Origin of the sequence: Paraburkholderia sp. J41 (assembly GCF_905220235.1) — a bacterium.
Lineage (GTDB): Bacteria > Pseudomonadota > Gammaproteobacteria > Burkholderiales > Burkholderiaceae > Paraburkholderia.
The window spans coordinates 88,210-106,356 of sequence record NZ_CAJMZE010000012.1 but is presented as its reverse complement, the minus strand read 5'-3'; the positions used below and the strand labels follow the sequence as shown (position 1 = coordinate 106,356).

10 protein-coding genes and 1 pseudogene are annotated in these 18,147 nt (G+C 64.2%); 4 read left to right on the top strand and 7 right to left on the bottom strand.

Translation table 11 applies throughout. The features are described 5' to 3' along the window. Positions 1-24: 24 nt before the first annotated feature. Positions 25-861, bottom strand: a complete 837-nt coding sequence (locus U5805_RS14910) for a sulfurtransferase (RefSeq protein WP_322104248.1) — start codon at positions 859-861, stop codon at positions 25-27. Positions 862-1,144: 283 nt separating this feature from the next. Between U5805_RS14910 and U5805_RS14905 the strand changes: the two genes are divergently transcribed. From U5805_RS14905 to U5805_RS14895, 3 genes are all read left to right on the top strand, one after another. After that, positions 1,145-2,557 carry an MFS transporter gene (locus U5805_RS14905; protein WP_322104247.1) on the top strand — a complete coding sequence of 471 codons (1,413 nt, stop codon included), beginning with the start codon at positions 1,145-1,147 and terminating at the stop codon, positions 2,555-2,557. An 86-nt stretch (positions 2,558-2,643) separates the two neighbouring features. Next, positions 2,644-2,898 (top strand): AbrB/MazE/SpoVT family DNA-binding domain-containing protein, encoded by a 255-nt coding sequence (locus tag U5805_RS14900; RefSeq protein WP_322104246.1) that lies wholly within the window; start codon positions 2,644-2,646, stop codon positions 2,896-2,898. After that, the gene (locus U5805_RS14895; protein WP_322104245.1) at positions 2,892-3,791 is read left to right on the top strand and encodes a MarR family transcriptional regulator; all 900 of its coding nucleotides are present in this window, start codon (positions 2,892-2,894) and stop codon (positions 3,789-3,791) included. The genes U5805_RS14900 and U5805_RS14895 overlap by 7 nt, the downstream gene beginning before the upstream one ends. Before the next feature lie 167 nt (positions 3,792-3,958). Here U5805_RS14895 and U5805_RS14890 read toward each other — a convergent pair whose 3' ends face one another. Next, complete coding sequence (locus U5805_RS14890) at positions 3,959-4,312, bottom strand: zinc ribbon domain-containing protein YjdM (RefSeq protein ID WP_322104332.1); 354 nt, start codon at positions 4,310-4,312, stop codon at positions 3,959-3,961. 480 nt (positions 4,313-4,792) lie between these two features. Between U5805_RS14890 and U5805_RS31810 the strand changes: the two are divergent. Then, positions 4,793-5,320 (top strand): annotated as a pseudogene (locus U5805_RS31810) (OmpA family protein); the annotation flags it as partial. Positions 5,321-5,457: 137 nt separating this feature from the next. Here the strand turns inward: U5805_RS31810 and U5805_RS14880 are convergent. The 5 genes from U5805_RS14880 to U5805_RS14860 all read right to left on the bottom strand — a co-directional run bounded on the left by U5805_RS14880 (position 5,458) and on the right by U5805_RS14860 (position 17,854). Further along, a complete protein-coding gene (locus U5805_RS14880; RefSeq protein ID WP_322104243.1) occupies positions 5,458-5,655 on the bottom strand; it encodes a hypothetical protein in 198 nt (65 codons plus the stop codon). A 41-nt stretch (positions 5,656-5,696) separates the two neighbouring features. After that, a complete protein-coding gene (locus U5805_RS14875; RefSeq protein ID WP_322104242.1) occupies positions 5,697-7,424 on the bottom strand; it encodes a ShlB/FhaC/HecB family hemolysin secretion/activation protein in 1,728 nt (575 codons plus the stop codon). A 12-nt stretch (positions 7,425-7,436) separates the two neighbouring features. Then, on the bottom strand, positions 7,437-7,670 hold the full coding sequence (locus U5805_RS14870) for a hypothetical protein (RefSeq protein ID WP_322104241.1): 234 nt from the start codon (positions 7,668-7,670) through the stop codon (positions 7,437-7,439). A gap of 336 nt (positions 7,671-8,006) precedes the next feature. After that, positions 8,007-8,279 carry a hypothetical protein gene (locus tag U5805_RS14865; protein WP_322104240.1) on the bottom strand — a complete coding sequence of 91 codons (273 nt, stop codon included), beginning with the start codon at positions 8,277-8,279 and terminating at the stop codon, positions 8,007-8,009. Continuing rightward, positions 8,276-17,854 (bottom strand): beta strand repeat-containing protein, encoded by a 9,579-nt coding sequence (locus U5805_RS14860; RefSeq protein ID WP_415914600.1) that lies wholly within the window; start codon positions 17,852-17,854, stop codon positions 8,276-8,278. Before U5805_RS14860 ends, U5805_RS14865 begins: the two co-directional genes overlap by 4 nt. Positions 17,855-18,147 lie beyond the last annotated feature (293 nt).

Genomic DNA, 18,147 nt, shown 5'->3' with positions numbered 1-18,147 from the left:
GGGTGTTGTGGTTATCGGAATGCGTCAATTCGCGGACGTTTCGACGGGCAGATCGGCGCGCGCACCCCATTCGCCCCACGACGACTGGTAGACGCTCGCCCGCGTATAGCCCGCGCGCTGGAGCGCGAGCCAGGTGCGCGACGCGCGCGGGCCGCCGCCGCAATACACGACGATGGGTTCGTGCTTCGCAAGGCCGAGTGCGCCGAAGCGTTCGGCGAGGGCGTCCGGGGTGTCGAGCGTGCCTGCCGCGTTCAGCTCCTGGCGGTTGTCCCAGTGCAGCGCGCCGGGAATGTGGCCCGCGCCAGGCTTCGTGCCTGCGTTGGTGCCTGCGTTGGTGCCTGCTTTCGTGGCCGCTTTCGTGCCGCGATAGTCGTCGGCTTCGCGGGCGTCCACGATGCGCGTGCCCGCGTTGCCGAGGGTGGCGGCAATGTCGTCGGCGGTGGCGAGCAGGGCGCGTTGCGCGGAAAGCGCGAACGGTTGCGCGGCGAACACCGGCGCCTCGCGTGAGAGCGGCACGCCGTCGGCCTGCGCGAGCGGCCCGGCGAGCACGCTGACGCGTTTGACGCCCGCGAAGGCCAGCGCCCAGGCGGCGCGCGCCACGCTGCCGTCGAAGTTCTCGCCGTAGACGAGCACCGGCGCATCGGCGTTCAAACCGAGGGTGGAAAAGAGCCAGCGCAGGCGCGCTTCGTATTGCTGCACGGAGGCGGCGTCGGTTTTCGGCAGCGCGAAGAGGGCGGCGTCGACCTGCCGCGCGTTCGGCAAATGGCCTTGCCAGTAGCTGTCCGGCGAGCGCAGGTCAAGGGCGATGCCGGCGCTCGCCTGGGACAGTGCCGAAGGGTCGATCAACGAAAGCTGGGTCATGGCGGTTGCGGGATGAAGAATTGGCGCGAACGGTGACGGTCGGCCCGGAATAAGTACGTACACTAACTATTGGACTACACTATCTGCGAAACGAATCCGCTGAGAACACGGTGATGCTATGCGAAAAACATCGCGACGTTTATATCAATTGATTCAAAGCAAAGCGCAAATTCACATTTGATGCCGTTGAAATAGGCGTCAAAATCGCGTCTCGCTGCGAAAGCAGTCGTCGTGAAGCTGCGGCAACGCCATTTCATCGTGTGTAGTTAGTATGCGAACCCATATGCCGAATATGATCGACGCCAAAACAGATTTTCGTCCGCTTTCGCTGCTGGTCGGCAGCGCGTTCTTCATGGAGCAGCTCGATTCCACGATCATCGCGCCGGCCGTGCCGCAAATCGCGCATGCGCTGGGCGTGGGCGCGCTGAGCCTCGATCTGAGCATGACGGTCTATCTGCTGTGCAGCGTGATCTTCATTCCGCTGAGCGGCATGCTCGCCGGCAAGTGGGGCACGCGCTCGACGTTTCAGTTCGCGCTGCTGGTGTTCGTGCTGAGTTCGGCGGTATGCGGCGTGGCGGGGAACTTGCCCACGCTCATCGCGGCGCGCGCGGTGCAGGGTTTCAGCGGCGCGCTGATGGTGCCGGTCGGGCGCATCGCGATCGTGCGCACCACGCCGCGCGCGTCGCTCGTCGCGGCGCTCGCGTGGATGATTACGCCCGCGATGCTCGGGCCGTTGTTCGGGCCGCCGCTCGGCGGCGTGATCGCCACTTACGCGTCGTGGCGCTGGATTTTCTGGCTCAACATACCGGTCGGGCTTGCGGGTTGTCTGCTGACGAAGCGCATCGTGCCGCAGATCGTCGACGAGGACGACACGCCGTTCAATCTGCGCGAATGGGCGAGCTTGAGCGTGGCGCTCGCGGCCTTGGTGGCGATGCTGGAAATGGCGCGTCACCGCGAGATTCCGCTCGCGGTTTATCTCGCGCTGGGAGCGGCGTTCGCGCTATCGGCCGCGGCGTATGTCACGTTCGCGCGCCGCAGCGTGCGTCCTTTGCTCGACTTCACGCTGCTGCGCTTTCAGACCTTCAGTACGTCGTTTTGGGCGGGTAGCCTCGTGCGCGTGGGTTATGGCGCGGTGCCGTTCCTGCTGCCGCTCATGCTGCAAATCGGGCTGGGCTATTCGGCGGTCGAAAGCGGGGCGGTGCTGCTCGCGAGCGGCGCCATCGCGTTCGTGACCAAGACGCAGACTTCGGGGCTGCTGCGCCGTTTCGGCTTTCGCAACGTGCTGATCGTCAACGGGGTGCTGTGCTCGGGCGCGCTCGTCGCTTGCGCGGCGTTTCGCGCGGACTGGGGCATCACGTTGATCGCCGTGATCGTTTCGGCGGGCGGCTTTTCGCGCTCGGTGCAATTCAACGCGCTCGCGGCCATTGCCTACGCGGATTTGCCGGGCAGCAAGGTCTCGCCCGCGACCACCTTGAACACGGCCGCGCAGCAACTCGCGGTGATGCTCGGTATTTCGATGGCGACGGTGATCGTCGGGCTTTCCGCGCAAATCGGCCAGCGCGCGCAGCCTGGCGCGATAGACTTCGCGCACGCGTTCGCGCTGATCGGGTTCATCGCCATGACGAGCGTGCCGTTCTGCTTGCGTTTGAGCGCGAAAGCCGGGCTCGAATTGAGCGGGCAGACGGCGCGGCGTTGACGTTTCATGCCGCTTTTTCCGGGCTTTTTTATCATCGCGGGCAGCGTAGCCTGACCGCCAATCGTCGTTATCTCAATCATTACCTCATGCCCACCATCAAGGCCGCCGAACGCGCGCGCATCGCGCGCCGCGCGAACACATTGACGCTCGATCTGCCCGCGACGCTCGTGCAGGCGCTCGGTTTGCGCGAGGGCGAGCAAGTCGAGATTCGCCCGCATGGCGCGACGGGTTTCGAAGTCGTGCGCGTGGCGCCCGCCGCCGATGCGCTCGAAAATCTGCGGCGGTTTCGCGGCCGTTTGCCCGCAGATTTTTTCGCGGACGAAGGCGAGGGCGCATGGTGACGCAAGCGTTCGTGGACAGCAGCGTGCTGCTGCTTTTGCTCGACGGCGACGCCGCGACAGCCGACACGGCCGAGCGTATTCTGCGCGAGGGCGTGGTGCTCACGGCGCAAGGGCTGACCGAGACGATTCAGGTGCTGCAAGGCACGCTCGGCCTGCGCTGGAACGAGATCGACGAATGTATCGAAACGATCCGCGCGCATGCCGTGACGCACGACGTCACGAGCGCCACGCTCGATGCCGCACGCACGATCGCGCAGCAAAGCGGCCTCGATTTCGCGGCGGCCGTGCTGGTTGCGGCCGCCACGGAAGCCGGTTGCGCGACGCTGTATTCGGCGCGGCTTCGCGACGCGCAGGTCGCGAACGTGAGCGTGCGCAATCCGTTCGCCGCCGGGCGCAAAGCGGCGGCGCGCGCACGCACGACGCGAAAAACGCCCAAGGAGCGCCTTGCGCTGCTGTACGCGCGGCCCGGTTTTTTGCTGCGGCGTGCGCATCAGATTTCGGCGGCGATTTTCGAGGGCGCGTGCAGCGGCGTCGGCATTACGCCCGGGCAGCTTTCGGTGCTCACGGTGCTGCATGCGTGCCCGCGTCTCGATCAGGCGACGCTCGCGCGCGCCATTGGTCTGGACAAGGTGACGACCTCGCATCTCGCGCGTGCGCTCGAAGCGCGCGGGCTTTTGACGCGGTCGCCCGCGGACAGCCGGCGCGGCGTGTCGATGGAATTGACCGGCGAAGGCAACGCGTTGCTCGATCGCGTCGATCCGTGCCTGGATCATGCGTACGAAACGTTGATGTCGGTGTTGAACGCGGCCGAGCAGGCGCAATTGCTGACGGTGTTGCGTCGATTGAACATGCGGCTCGAGGATCGGGCGCGCACGCCGTTTCATCCGTTGTGAGGGTTTGCGGCCGGCGGCATGCGTTTGTTGCGAGTGCGGAGAATGTCGATAATTTGCATTATGTTAAATAACGCTTAAAACAAAAAGCCTGCGCATGGCAGGCCTTGCCGGATCTTGCCGAATCACGCGCGCTTCTTACCTCGCGCGCCCGATCCGAAAACCGTCAATCAAGCCTTGCGCACGAACTCGGTCTTTAAGCTCATCGCGCCGAAGCCGTCGATCTTGCAATCAATGTCGTGATCGTTGTCCACCAGCCGGATGTTCCTGACCTTGGTGCCCATTTTGATGACGCCGCCCGAGCCCTTGAGCTTCAGGTCCTTGATGACCGTGACCGTATCGCCGTCCTGGAGCACGTTGCCCGCCGAATCGCGATAGACCCGGCTTGCGGAGCCGGCCGCCTCGTCCGTTGCCGCGGCGGCCGAAGTCGACCACTCGTGCGCGCATTCCGGGCAGATAAAGACGCCGGCATCCTCATACGTGAACTCGGAATGGCATTTCGGGCAGGAAGGCAAGGCGCTCATGAGAATCCTGAAACTGGCTGGGCAAGAAAGCGCGAAAGTATAGCGCGGCGCGACGGCGTTTTTCGCGTCGCGCCGTGTGCCAGCGGCTATTCGCCGCGCGACATGATGTCTTGGCGCGAAGTTGCCAAACGCGTTTCCGGTCGCCCGCCAATGCGCCGCGCCGGAATTCTCGAAAATAAGTGCTGGCCCGCCAAAGCGAAATCCGGGTGCGGTGCGAGCGTCGCACGGGACGTGGCGCGATGTGAGATCGCTTGAATAACGGGCGATCGCGGGCAACGCGCGGGCATCGCGCATTACATCGCATTACTTTCATAAGGCTGATGAAACCCCGGCATTGCCTGTTGGCAAACCCTTCTCGTCGCTCGCAGCACGCGCTGGCCGACCTGGCGCTTCGTGCGTTTCGTTACATTCGGCAAAGGCTTGTAGGCATGGCAAACGCTAGCATGCACGCAAGTCCAACCCACATGGATACGAAACGACATGACACACGCCCTCCTCCGCCGCCGCATCGCCATGAGTTTGTCGGCCGGCGTCGTCCTGGCTTCCGCATGGTTCGCCGGCTGCGCGCCCGCCAACGCGCAGGTCATGGTGCTCGCGCCGCCCGCGCCCGTTTATGAGGCCGCGCCCGCGCCGCGCGTGGGCTATGCGTGGCAGGCCGGCTATTACCGCTGGCAATATGGCCGCTACGTTTGGGTGCCGGGCCACTGGATCGAGGTCGCGCGCGGCGCGCCGGTTCCCCCGCCCCCGCCCGAGCCCGTCGCGCAAGTGATGCGGCTTTCGGCGGACGCGCTCTTTCCGTTCGATCGCGGCGACGTTGCCGACGTGCTGCCCGGCGGCCGCGCCGACATTCGCGAGATTGCCGCGAAGCTGAACGCGAAGCGCTTCGGCCATATCGAAGTGCGCGGCTATACGGACCGGCTCGGCGCCGCTTCGTACAATCTCGCGCTTTCGCAACGCCGCGCGGAAGCCGTCAAGGCGCTGCTGGTCGAGCAAGGCATTCCGGCCGATCGCATCGACGCGCGCGGCTTCGGCATGCAGGACCCCGTTTCTCATTGCGCCGACAATCAGCCGCGCGAGAGCCTCGTCGCTTGTCTGCAACCGGATCGCCGGGTGGAGATCGTGACTTATGCGCGTAACGACCGGCGCTATGCGCCGCCACCGCCGCTATGCGCCGCCACCGCCGCCACCTGTGCAATGACCTGGATGCGGACCCATGACATTGCGTCATTCGTCTTGGGCCTTTCATGCCATGTTGTTTTCGCGCGATTGGCCGGAATGCCGGTCGAGGACGACGTCATGGAATACAGCGCACTCGGCAGAACCGGGCCGCGCATTTCGCGCATGAGTATTCTCGATGACGTTCGGTGCAGGAACGGGCATCCGCCTAAAACTGAGCCGTTAGCTGAAACCCGACTGTCACGCGGGCAGTCGGGAATCCTGATGGTTTGTAGATCGGCGTTCCTGCGAACAGGTCGTAGGACACGCCGACATATTTCGACGGCACGCCGCCGCGAATGCCAATCACCGCGCCCGCCAGTTGTGTCCCCGCCAGAGCCGCCGTGTTCGGTCCGAACACGCGCCCGTAGTCGATCCCCGCATACAGCGTCTGGCCCGTCCGGAACACCGGCCATTGCAGTTCGTTGCGCCAGTAGAAGCCGCGTTCGGCCGCGAGCATCGTTTCGCCGTCGAAGCCGCGCACCGTGTAGCGGCTGCCGATGGTCAGGTCGTCGATATAGAACAGCGTGTCGTTCGTGAACTGGCCGTGTACCGTGCCGACATACTGCAAACTCTGGCCGCCGATTGCGAACGGCACCGAGAGATTCGCGTCGAGTACGGCCATATGGAAGCGGTACGTCGGGCCTTCCGCGTAGGGATCGTCGGTTGCGCCCAATCCGCCGATGCCCTGACGGTAGGCGAGCGTGCCGTCGAACTGTGCCGCACCGAAGTAATGGCGGTCGTTCGCGCCGAGCTCCAGGAAGGTGTTGTTGCGCGCTTGTGTCGGGACGGTCGCGTCGTTTAGGAAGCTGTCGCCGAAGCGCTTCGATAGCTGCACATAGCCGCCGAGCACGTCGTTCTGGCTGCGCGAGAGCACGCGTGCGATGCGTAGTGCTGCGCTCTGCGAGTTGCCGCTGGAGACCAACGTCTGGTTCACGCCCGCGATGTTCTGGTAGTACGTGTTGGTGTTGCCCGAAAGCGTTGCGGTCCAGTAGCCCCACGGGATTGAATACGAGCCGTTGAAGCCGTGCGAGCCGAGTGCCTTGTTGCCGAACGATAAGTCCTGATTTGCGCCGAGAGAAAGGATGTCGTTCAGGCCGAGCGGGTTATCAACACCGAGGCTGACGTTGCCTTGCCATTTGCCCGTCGATTCGGTTCCCGAATTATCGACCGATGCGACGAACGTCCAGGGCTTCGCGCGCTTGATCGCGAGCACGACATCGCTTTCGCCCGGTACGTCGGTCGGCCGGATTTCCATGCTCACGTCCTGGCTGCTGACGCGCTTCATCTGCTCCAGACCTTGTTCAAGATCGCGCAGGTTCAGCACGTCGCCGCTGCTGGTCGGATAGGCCGTTTTCCATGTGCCCCACATCGACGGATCGGCGAAGGCGATGCTGCGCACGATACCCGGCACAAGTGCGAGTTTCAGGGTTCCGCTTGACAGGTCTTGCGGCTGCACGAGTACGCGCGTGGTCACGTAGCCACGGCTCAAGATTGCCTGCTGCAATCCCTTGGTGAGCACGTCGATACCTTCCTTGCCGACACACTGACCTTGATAGTGGGCGAGCCATTCGCGTGCGAATGCGAACGGGTCTTGCGGTAATGCTGACGCGCCTTTCGTGCGCGCGCTCTCCGGCAGAGCGTCAGGCACGTCGAGCGCGAAACGGTCGATGCGGAAACACGGCGATTCGTGCGGGAGTGCGGGATACGCTTCGATCTTCGGCAGTTCAGAGCGCACAACCGGCGCAGATACTGCGGCTTCACGTTGTTGCGCGTCGCGCCGTTGCTGTTGGTTCTGTTCGGTTTCGATGCCGCCAAGGCTTTGCGCCGGGACATTGGGCGCGAGCGTGACCAGGACTGTAAGCGGCAGCGCCGCCAGCCTCTTTCGAAATTTCATGATGTTCCAGGGTTACAGCTCGTATGTATTGCCGTCTTCGTCCGAGGGCGCGGCCACAGAAAATAGCGGACTCACGATCACAGCGACGCCGTCGAGCTCGGCCGGATCGCTTTCGGAACCGCGTGTGAATTCGTCAACGTGCGCGGGATGCAGGATGAGCGCGACGGGCTTACGCCCATGCTCGCGCTCGTACTGCTCAATTCCGTGCTGAATCAACGACCAGATGCCACAAGCCAATTGATTCATACTAGAACGGCTCTATGTCGAGAATTCGTATCTCGTTGCCGAAACGCCCCCTCTGGAGAGCAACATCGACATCGTCGCCTTCGTGAACTCGGTCATATTTCCAAGGAATCGGGGAGAATTGCAAAGAGTGATTCTCGACAGCTATTTCGAGTGTGTCCTTTGCTGGCATCGTGACATATGCTTTCCCTTGCCATTCGCGGTGTTCGGGGATCACCCATTTCCGCATGACGCGCCCCTTGCTCCTGTGCTGCTTTGCTCCGGCGAAAAGGGAGAGGCGCCGTAAAGACGCAACGCCTAGAAGTAGCAGGCAGACCGTTATTGCTAGTAGTGCGCCGCTCACTTCTTGTCCTCGTCGTCCTTCGTTTCGTAACTTTTGCGCGCTTTTTTGTAGCTGTTGTCGAAGGGCTTCAGTCCGAGTGCGCCCGCGCGTGAGGCATACCCGCCAATCCCGGCGATGGGCAAGCCCAAGATCGCGAATGCGAGGGCTATTGGCCGCGGCAAAAAGTCAAGCCCAATACCACAGCCAAACATTCCGATCCCCAAGATGATTAGACCGATTCGGCCCCACTCTGAGATGTTTCCGTCCACAATGAACTTAATCTTGCTCACTGGAAATGTCCTATTAGCTTCGACCAATTGTTGTTCACCCATTCCTGCGCATTCTGAGCTTGCCCGCTGTTGCTCGTTATGTTGCCAAATTCATTGATTACCGGTGCAGCTACTGGATAACGATTGCTAAGTGCTCCGGTCATTTGGCCGATTGCCGTTGAAACTGCGTAGTTTCCTGTGTTTGGGGTAGCCGCCTGTTGGACGCCATTCAAGAGCCATGAACCGAAAGTGGCACCGACTGCAATGGTTCCGGCCGACACAGAGACGTAGGGAATTGGTGAGCCCGCAGCCTCAAACGCCGTCGCAAATGCAGCGGTGCGGTCTAGTTGAGTAGCACCGAAGCCCGCGACGGCTCCAGCCGTGCTTCGTACGAACTGCGCATCTGACTGGTCGAATTTTGTAAACGGCCCGGTGACATTCATCGAGCCGCTGCCCGTCTGTTGATACGTGAACTGACTCGGCACTTGTCCTGACGATGCGCTGTTGTAGTTCGAGAGAATATAGGACTGCAACGCTGGATCGGCCTGCGCGGTCACTTGCGTCAGGATTGGTTGACCATTCGCCGTCGTGCCGCCCGATATCCACTTCGCGCCGGAATCCGTGGGTGCCTGACCAATCAGCGTCGTCGGCGCGCCAGATTCGCTCGTGCCGTTGTCGCTGACGCCCATGATACGCATCTGGTCCTGGATTTGCGCTTGCGTATATTTGCCGCCGCTCTTGTCGGCGAGTTGCTTCGCGAGCGTCTTTTCTTCTGGATGCAATTGCCGGTTGTAGCGGTCCACGTCCGAACTGGAGAATGCACCCGCACCGCCCGCAGCCGCACCCGCGCCGGTCGCGATGACGTTCGCGACGATGTTCCCGAGCGCCTGATTCACGTTCGCATCGCCGGTCGGATTCGACGCCGCAATCGAGTCGCTGACTTTGTTGAGTTCGCGGCCCATCTTGGAACCGATGGCCGCACCCGCTGCACCTTCGACAGCGCTCGCCACGCCGCCACCAAGGCCCGCCACGACTGCCGCTCCTGCGGCCTGCATCGCTGCGCGCTTGTTTCCGCCTTCCGCCCACTCAGGATCGCCGGTTGCCTTTTCCTGTGCATTCGCGTAATCGCCGATACGCTGCGCAACCGCCTGGCCCGCTGCCTGTGCCGCGTTCATCCGGTCTGCCTGCTGGTTCAGTAGTGCATTCACATCCGGCGTGTTTGCGACCTTGCCGTTCGTGTCCGTGGTATCGCGGCTCAGGCCCGCAACGTTCTGCGTCTGGTGCGCGGTATCCGTAACCGTAATGGTGCCCGCGCTTACTGCGCTGCGCGTTGTCCCGCTTTGGTCGCCGCTTGCGTTCTGCGGAAGCATCGGCGAAATGCCGCCGCCGTTGCTGACCGAACCAGGGCCGACTGACTTGCCCGTATTGCCTACGCCCGCGCCCGCGCTGATGCCGTTGCTGTTGGCACTGTAGTGCGACTGGTTCTCGATGTCGCTGTAGGTGAGCGTGCCGGTGGTGAGGCTGTTCTTCGAGGCGTCTGCGGTACTCGCAATGACCGCGCCGGACAGGCCAGTGTTGCCCTTGACGTTGACGTTGAATCCACCGTTCCCCGCGTAAATCCCGGCCTGCTCGTTCACGCCTGCGTAGTTCGAATCGGCGTGCCCGTTCTGCGCGCTGAAACTTGCGCTGCCGCCGCCCTGGCTGATCGTGACGCCGCCGCCCGCGCTGCTCTGGTGCGCGGCGCTGTTCGTCACGTCCTGCACACTGACGATGTTCAGGTTGCCGCCCACGTCCGCATTGATCTGCTTGCCGCTGATCTGCGAGCCGGTGATGTTCGTATCGCCACCCGAGACGACGGTAACGCTATTCGCACCCGTAACGTGTGAAGCATTCTGGATCGACGCATCGCTGTTCGCGTCGCCGTGCGCGTTCGCCATTGCCGCAGAAACACCGAAGCCGCCGAGCATCGACGCCTGAACGCCGACACTCGCACTACTGGAACTGTTCGAACTACGCATCGAATCCGTGTCCGTCGTGTTGATGACGTTCACCTGATTTTTCGCTGCGAGAACGACATCATTCGCGTTCACGTTTGACCCGGCGATGGTCAGGTCGCCGTTCGTTGCAATGAGTCCCGCGGTCCCGCCCGCCTGAATGCTGGTACCGCGTTGCGTCGTCTGGTCTTCCGACGACTGGCTTTGACTCTTGCTCGAACCGATGCTGACTTGGATGCCGATATCCGTTTTTTTGCCAGCGGCTGTGGTCATCGCGCCACCCGCTGCTGTGAGGATATCGCTCGCCGCCGCGATACCGTGCAGCGCTGCGGCGCGGTCGTTGCCGGTGCTGGTGGAACTCTTCGCCGCCTGACTTTCGGAATACGCATTGTTGATCGCATCGCCCACTGAACCTGCAAGTCCAATCGCGAGACCGCTGCTGCTCTGCTTCTGCGTCTGCGCCTGGTGCGACGAGTCAGTAGCGGCGTCGATGATGACGTTCGCCGCCGTGCCCGCGAGATTGCCGCCCGCAACAAGATCGCTGCCCGTAACATGCAGGGTGTTGCCCGCCTGGATCGACAGGTCGCCATTGATCGAGCCGACCGTACTCGCGTTGTTGGTGACGCTCGACTGCTCGCTCGTCGTCGCGAGCTTGTTCGTACCCACCGTCACCGTCAGGCCGCTCGTGCCGAGGCCGGTGCGCTTCTCCTGATACGTACTCGACGACTGCACCGTGTCCTGCGTCGTCGTGATGTTCACGTCATGCTCGGCGCTGAGCGCAACATCGTTCGTACCGGCAATCGTACTGCCCGCGACGTTGATATCCCTGCCGCCCGCAATCTGCACCGCGTCGGCCGATACCAGGCTGCCTTGCGAGAGCGTCGCCGTGGTATCGCTCGAACTCTGCACCTGCTTGCCGCTCACGACGTTGCTGTGGCTGTGCTGCTCCTGTCCGTTCTCGACGTGCGTTTCCGTCACCGCGCCGATGTTGACGTTGCCCGTCGCCGCGAGCGTGGCCGTGCCCTTGTCGAGCGTGAGCGCGCTGCCGGTGACGTCGATATCCTTGCCCGATGCCACGGTCAGCGAATTGCCCGCATTGAGCGTCGTCGCCGTGAGCGTATCGTCGGAAGTGTGTTTCGACTCCGAGTAGCTGCCGTGACTGTCGCTGCCCGCGCTGTTGCTGTCGACGGTCGAAGTCGCCTTCGCGGCCTGAAGCGTCACGTTGCCGTTCGCTGCGACCACGCCGCCGCCGCCAAGGTTGATGTTCGCGCCCGTCGCCGTCAGGTCGCCGCCCACGCCAATCTGCGAAACGCCGCCGACATTGATCGAACTGCCCGTCGTCTGGTTGATGCTCGTGTTCGACACGCCGTTCGCGCGCTCGACAACCTTGTGTTCGCCGGTCTGCACCGAGCCGATGTCGTAGTTGCCGCCGACCGCCATGCCGAGATTGCCGCCGACGTTCAGGTTCGCCGCGTTCTGCTCGAAGTTGCCGCCCGTCACGATGGCCGCGTTGCCCGCCACATTCAGGTTCGCAACCGGCCCGAGCGTGGTCGTGGTGCGCGTTGCCCCCGTCGCGCTCACCTGGTCGACCGTCTTGACCGCCGTGTTCAGCAGCACGTCGCCGCCCGCGACCAGCGCGAGGCTGCCCGCGTTCACCGTCGCCGAAGTCAGGTCGACGTTGCCCGCCGTCGTCAGCGACATGAGTCCGCCGCTTTGCAGCGTGCCGAACGCGTTGTTGATCTGGCTGCCCTGGATCGACAGTGTATTGCCGGCCTGCACCGTGCCGCTGTTGGTGAAGGTCTGCGCGTTCTGGATGTCGATGTCGGTGGCCGCGATCAGCGGGCCGTTCATGTTCTGCTGGCTCGCCTTCGCCAGATAGACGACCGGCACCAGCACGGACTGACCGTCAACGACTTCGGTCTGCATGATGATGACGTTGCCCGTCAGTTGCGCGACCTGTTCGGCGGAAAGGCTCATGCCGAGCGGCAAATTCAGCGACTGCGCGAGCGATGCGCCTGCGGCAAGCATCGACTGGTACATCGACTGGATATCGGTGTACGGGCCGAGCACGGCCTTGCCCGTGAGCGCCGTCACCTGGTTGCGCACAAGCTGCTGCTCGTACATGCCGTCGCCGAGACGCTTTTCCGTCGTCTGCGGATTGAGGCCGAGCTGTTGCAGGTAGTAATCGCTGGAGATGAATGTTTTCGCGTTCGTGAAGGCCGGGTTGCCTTCGATGAGGTAGGTCGCGCCTGGTGTCGTCGTCGGCCTGAACAGACCGCCCTGGGGCACCGTGAGGTTTTGCAGCACGTTCTGCGCGGTCGCGCTCGCGATGGCCGGATCGACCGTGCGGGAGCCTCCGTTGACCGATGCCGCGCCGGATTTCGCGCCGCTCGCGTTGCCTGTGACCGACGAGGCGCCCGATGTCGCGCCGCCCGCATTGCCGCTCAGGCCGCCGATGGTCACGCCCGACATGGCCTGACCCGGCGCGAGTCCCATCGACGGAATGCCCGCGTTGCCGGCCGTGTTGTCGATGCTGATGCCCGAGCCCGAGAGCGTGCCGCCCGCGACGAAGCTCGATTCGTAGCCCGGCAACAAGTAGTAGCGGATATCGGCCGGCGCGGCCTGCGTGTAGCCGCCGGGATGCGAACCGGTAAACGGCGCGTCGCCGAACGGCAGCGTCCAGTCCGCGATGCTGCCGTCGTAGTTGCGATAGTGGTATTCGCCCGAGTACGTCACCTGCACTTCGGGCGCGCTCTGGCCTTGCCAGCTATTCTGGTCGAGCGACACCGGCGCGGCGATGTTGCCGGCCGCCGTGACCGCGCTCCAGTAGTTCTGGAACATGCCGACATTCGACGCATCGAGATTGCCGCCCGCCACGATCTGCGCCTGCGGGCTGAGGCCGGCGATGAGGTTCGCCACCGCAACGCCCGTGTACGTCGTGTACTGCCAGCCGCTGTTCCACTGGCCGCCATGCGGCGGATCGACGGGCACGCCGCCGATGAGGCCGTCATTGCCATTGATCCAGCCGACAAACGGGTGATTCGCCGCGCACGCCGCCATGTTCGTCGAGATACAGCCCGACAGGCTGATGCCGAGGCTGTCGATCAGCACGGGATCGACGGGCTGGTTCAGGCCCGTCGTCGTCATCGTCGTGCGCGTGTTCGTGACCTGGCCCGCGCGCAGTTCCATGTCGCCCGCCGATTCGATCAGCGCCGACTGGTTGCGGATCAGGTTCGCGTTCGTGTAGTTGCCGTTCGCGTCCTTGCCGCCCGCGAGCACGACCTTGCCGAGACCGTAAATCGCCGTCGTCGCCTGGGTGTCGGTGGCCGTGGTGTCGTCGCGGTTCTCGATGTCCTGCGCGAGCAGTTCGAGCGTGCCGTTGCTGTCGGTCGCGCCGATCAGTGCGCTCGCGCCGACGTTGGCAATCGTGCTGTTCGCGTTCAGCGACACGCTGCCGCCGATCATCGCGCCGGTATTCGTGAGCGTGTTCGAATGCGTCGCGAGCGTGCCGCCCGCCATCATGACGCCGGTGTTTTCGATGTCGCCCGCATTGATGCCGAGGTTGTTCGCGGCTTCGAGCGTCGCGCCGTTGGTGAACGTGCCCGGCAGCGTAAAGGTCAGGTCGTGGCCGGCTGCGAACTGCAAGTCAGGCGTGGGCGCGAAATCGCCCTGGACGCTGACCGCGACATCGTTGGCTGCGCTGTATGCGCCGCCGCCCGTGAGCGCGGCTGCGTTGACGGAAAGATTGTGTGTCGCGCCGATCTGGCCGTTCGTGTTCGTGACCGCGCCCGTCGCGTTGACGGTGACATCGCCGTTCGAACCGGAGAAGCTGCCGATCCGGCCTGCGCTGTTATCGACCGTATCGGCCTGAATGGCGACGTTCGCGCCGCTGACCTGGCCGTTCTGCGTGTTCACGAGCGCCGAGGTATCGACGGAGACGTTGCCGTTGCCGGTCATGACGCCGCCGCTGTTGCCGATCTGGTTTGCAGCCTGGATGGTCGTATCGCCCGCGCCGAGATTGCCGACGAGACCGTTCGTGTTGCCGACTGACGCGGCCTGGATCGCGAGCGTGCTGGCGTCACCCGCCGCGCCCGTGCCGGACTGAATCTGTCCGTTCGTGTTCGTCAGCGTGCCGCCCGTCGTCAGCGACGCCGAGCCGAGCGCGCGGATAGCGCCTTGCGTGTTGTTCGCATCGCCCGCAATGTTCGCCGCGAGTTTGCCCTGTGCGGCAAGGATGCCGTTTGCGTTGTTCAGGCTGCCGGCCTGAGCGGCAAGCTGCCCCGCCGTGATGATCTGTCCGCCGGCATTCGAGAGCGCGCCCGCGCCGTTGCCCGGCGTGAGCGTCAGCGTGCCGGTTCCAGCGTGCAGAATCTTGCCGCCGTCGTTGTCGAGCGTGGCCGGCGCAATCGTCAGGTCGATGCTGTTGGCTTGCAGCGTGCCGCCGTTCGAATTGTCGAACGTGCCGCTGATGTTGAAACCCATCGTCGGCGTGCCGTACTGCGTAATCGTGCCGCCGTGATTCAGCAGGTCCGTCGCGCCCAGGGCGAGCTGGTTCGCCTCGATGTTGCCGCCGCTGTTGTCGAGCGTGCCGGTGGTCGTGACAGAGAGATTCGGCGCGACCATCGAACCGCCGCTGTTCGTCAGCGATCCCGCCCGCACGGTGGCGTTCGTGCCCGCGCCAATCTGCCCGCCGTTGTTGTTCAGCGTGCCGCTCGCAAGGCTCAGGTCCGCGTTCGACAGCAGCTTGCCGTTCGCATTGTCGAGCGCGCCCGCGACCGCCGCCGACAGACCGTTCTGCGCGTTGACCGAACCCGCTGTGTTGTTAAGCGTTCCCGCCTGGATCGTGGCCTTGCCGTTGGTCACGATCTTGCCGTTGGCGTTCGACACGGCGCCTGCGTTCACGGTCAGCGTGCCCTTGCCGGCGTGGGTGATCGTGCCGCCGTCGTTGTCTAGCGTGGCCGGCGCGAGCATGAAATCCGTGCTGTTCGTTTGCAGCGTGCCGCCCGCCGAGTTGTCGAACGTGCCGCTGACGTTGAAACCCATCGTCGGCGTGCCGTACTGCGTGATCGTGCCGCCGCGATTCAGCAGGTCCGTCGCGCCCAGGGCAAGCTGGTTCGCCTCGATGTTGCCGCCGCTGTTGTCGAGCGTGCCGGTGGTCGTGGCAGAGAGATTCGGCGCGACCATCGAACCGCCGCTGTTCGTCAGCGATCCCGCCCGCACGGTGGCGCTCGTGCCCGCGCCAAGCTGCCCGCCGTTGTTGTTCAGCGTGCCGCTGGCAAGGCTCAGGTCCGTGTTCGACAGCAGCTTGCCGTTCGCATTGTCGAGCGCGCCCGCGACCGTTGCCGCAAGACCGTTCTGCGCGTTGACCGAGCCTGCCGCATTGCTGAACGTTGCCGCCTGGATCGCGGCCTTGCCGTTGGTCACGATCTTGCCGCCGACGTTGGACACGGCGCCTGCGTTCACGGTCAGCGTGCCCTTGCCGGCGTGCGTGATCGTGCCGCCGTCGTTGTCGAGCGTGGCCGGTGCAATCGTCAGGTCGGTGCTGCCGGTTTGCAGCGTGCCGCCCGCCGAGTTGTCGAGCGTGCCAGTTACGTCGAGTGTCGTCGTGCCGGTTCCAGTCTGCGTGATGCTGCCCGCGCGATTGACGAGGTTTGCCGCGTGCAGCGTGAACTGGCTGGCGCTGGCCGTGCCGCCGCTGTTGTCGAACGTCGCCGCCGAAAGCGCGAGCGCGCCGGCCGCGCCGATCTGGCCTGCGTTCGTCAGCGTCGATCCCGCCGCGAGCGTCATGTTCGCATTGGCCGCCAACGTGCCGCTGTTGAACAGCGTCTGCGCGGCCGATGCAATCAGGCTCTGGACGGCGGTGAGGGAACCCGCGTTCGCAATCTGTCCAGCCTGCAAGGCGACGCTGCCGTTGCCGCCGATGGCGCCGCCCGCGCCGTTGTTGAGCAGGCCGGTCGTCGTCATGTTGACGCCATCGGCATTCAACGAGGCGACGTGACCGCCCGTATTGTCGAGCGAGCCCGACGTCGCCGAGAGCGCGCCGTTCGCCTGCATCGTGCCGCCCGAATTGTTCGTCGCGGCCGAAACGTTTTCAGTCAACGCGCCGCCCGAAACGATCTGGCCGCTGCGGTTCGAGAGCGCGCCCGCCGTGACCGTCTGCGCGCCGCCCGAGGACATCGCGCCGTGATCGTTGGTGAGCGTGCCGCCCGCGCGCGCATTGAGCGCGCTGCCCGCCGTCGTGGTCGCGCCCGACAGGTTCAGGTCGCCGCCGTTTGTGCCGCCGTTTGCGACACCATTCGCCGCGAGCGATATGGCGCCATTGGCCGACGTGGTGCTGCCGGCGAGGTTGAGCGCCGCGCCGCCAATCGAGGCATTGCCGCCCGCAACGTTTCGGCCCGTCGTCGTGACCGTGCCCGAGGCGTTCACGTTCAGGTCGCCCGACCGCGCCAGTGAACCGTCGCCGTTCACGCCGGCCGCGAGCGTACCGGTCGAATTCACCGCGCCCGCATTGATCGCCGTGTTCTGCTGCGCCGCGACCATGCCGCTGTTGCTGAGCGTGCCCGACGTGCTCACGCTGACGTTCTGCTGCGCGTAGGTCGTGCCGCTGTTGTCGATGCCGTCGCGCGCGCTCGCGCTGATATTGCCGCTTGCGTTCTGCGTGCCGCCCAGCACGAGCTGTCCGTTGGACTGAAGTACGAGGTCGCCCGCATTCGCCGCCGCTACGCCCTTGAGCGACACCCCGACGCCCGACTCGGTGCCGACCAGAACGATACGGTTCGCGTACATCCCGCCGAGATTGCTCACGTCGATGGAGAGACCCGGCGCGAGGCCGTCGCCAGCAACCGGCGTGGTGTTCAGCGTGTCATGGTCGATGCTGTTCGCGCCCGCGATGACGTTCAGGTTCTTCGCGTAGATGGCCGCATTCGCCTGCACGGCGCGCGCAAGCAAATCGACCTGATCGACATTCGACGCGTTCATGCCCGCGCCCGTGACCGTGATGTTGCCGCCCGTGACGCTGAAGCCGGTCAGCGAGCCGTCCGCGCCGTAGTTCGGCGTGCCGGTCGTGAGGATCGCGCGCGACGTGTTGATGAAGCCGCCGCCGTTCACCGAAATCCCCGAGGGGTTCGCAATGACGACTTCCGCGCGGTTGCCCGCCACTTCGAGATAGCCGTTCAGTTGCGACGCGCTCGCGCTGTTGACCTGGTTGACGATGATCTTCGCCGACTGGCCCGCCGCGAAGTTCGGGTTGCCGTTGATGACGCCGCCTTGCTGCGTCTGGACGATGACGGGCGAGTTGTTGAGGATCGCGCCCTTCGACGGCACGTCGAGGCGGTTATAGGTATTCACCGAAACGCCCGCGCCGGACGGTCGATTGATGTTCACCTGATCGAGCCCGTTGGGCGTCTGGATGACGTTGGGCGCGTGCGCGCCGCCCGCGACGATCTGCGCGAAGGCGAGCATCGGCACGAGCGCCAGCAACGCGGCCGGCAGGAGCCGGCGCAGCGCGACGCCTGCTGCCGCCAAACCCGGCGCGCGCCCCCTAATCCGCGTCTCGCCGGCCTTGCCGGCGCCCGTCGCGGTTTCCTCAACGGCGACGAGCATGTTGCGCGCGCGACTCAATACCAGCCTGTAACAACGATTCATCAACCCAATCCCACACTAACCCATCTGCGAGATTTTTCGGGTTCCCTCGGTAAAAATCCTTCAAATATCGTCAAAGCGTGCTTCTTTCGAACTTGTCCTATGAGTGGGCAACGCGCGAGGCATAGCCCGTGGCGTCTCGCCAACACAGAATAAAAAAGCCCGCACAAGGCGGGCAAAACGCGCATGAAGCCTTGCCGCACGGGGAGAGCGGCAAGGTTTGGTATCGAAGTTCGAACTCGATACAGTCCGAA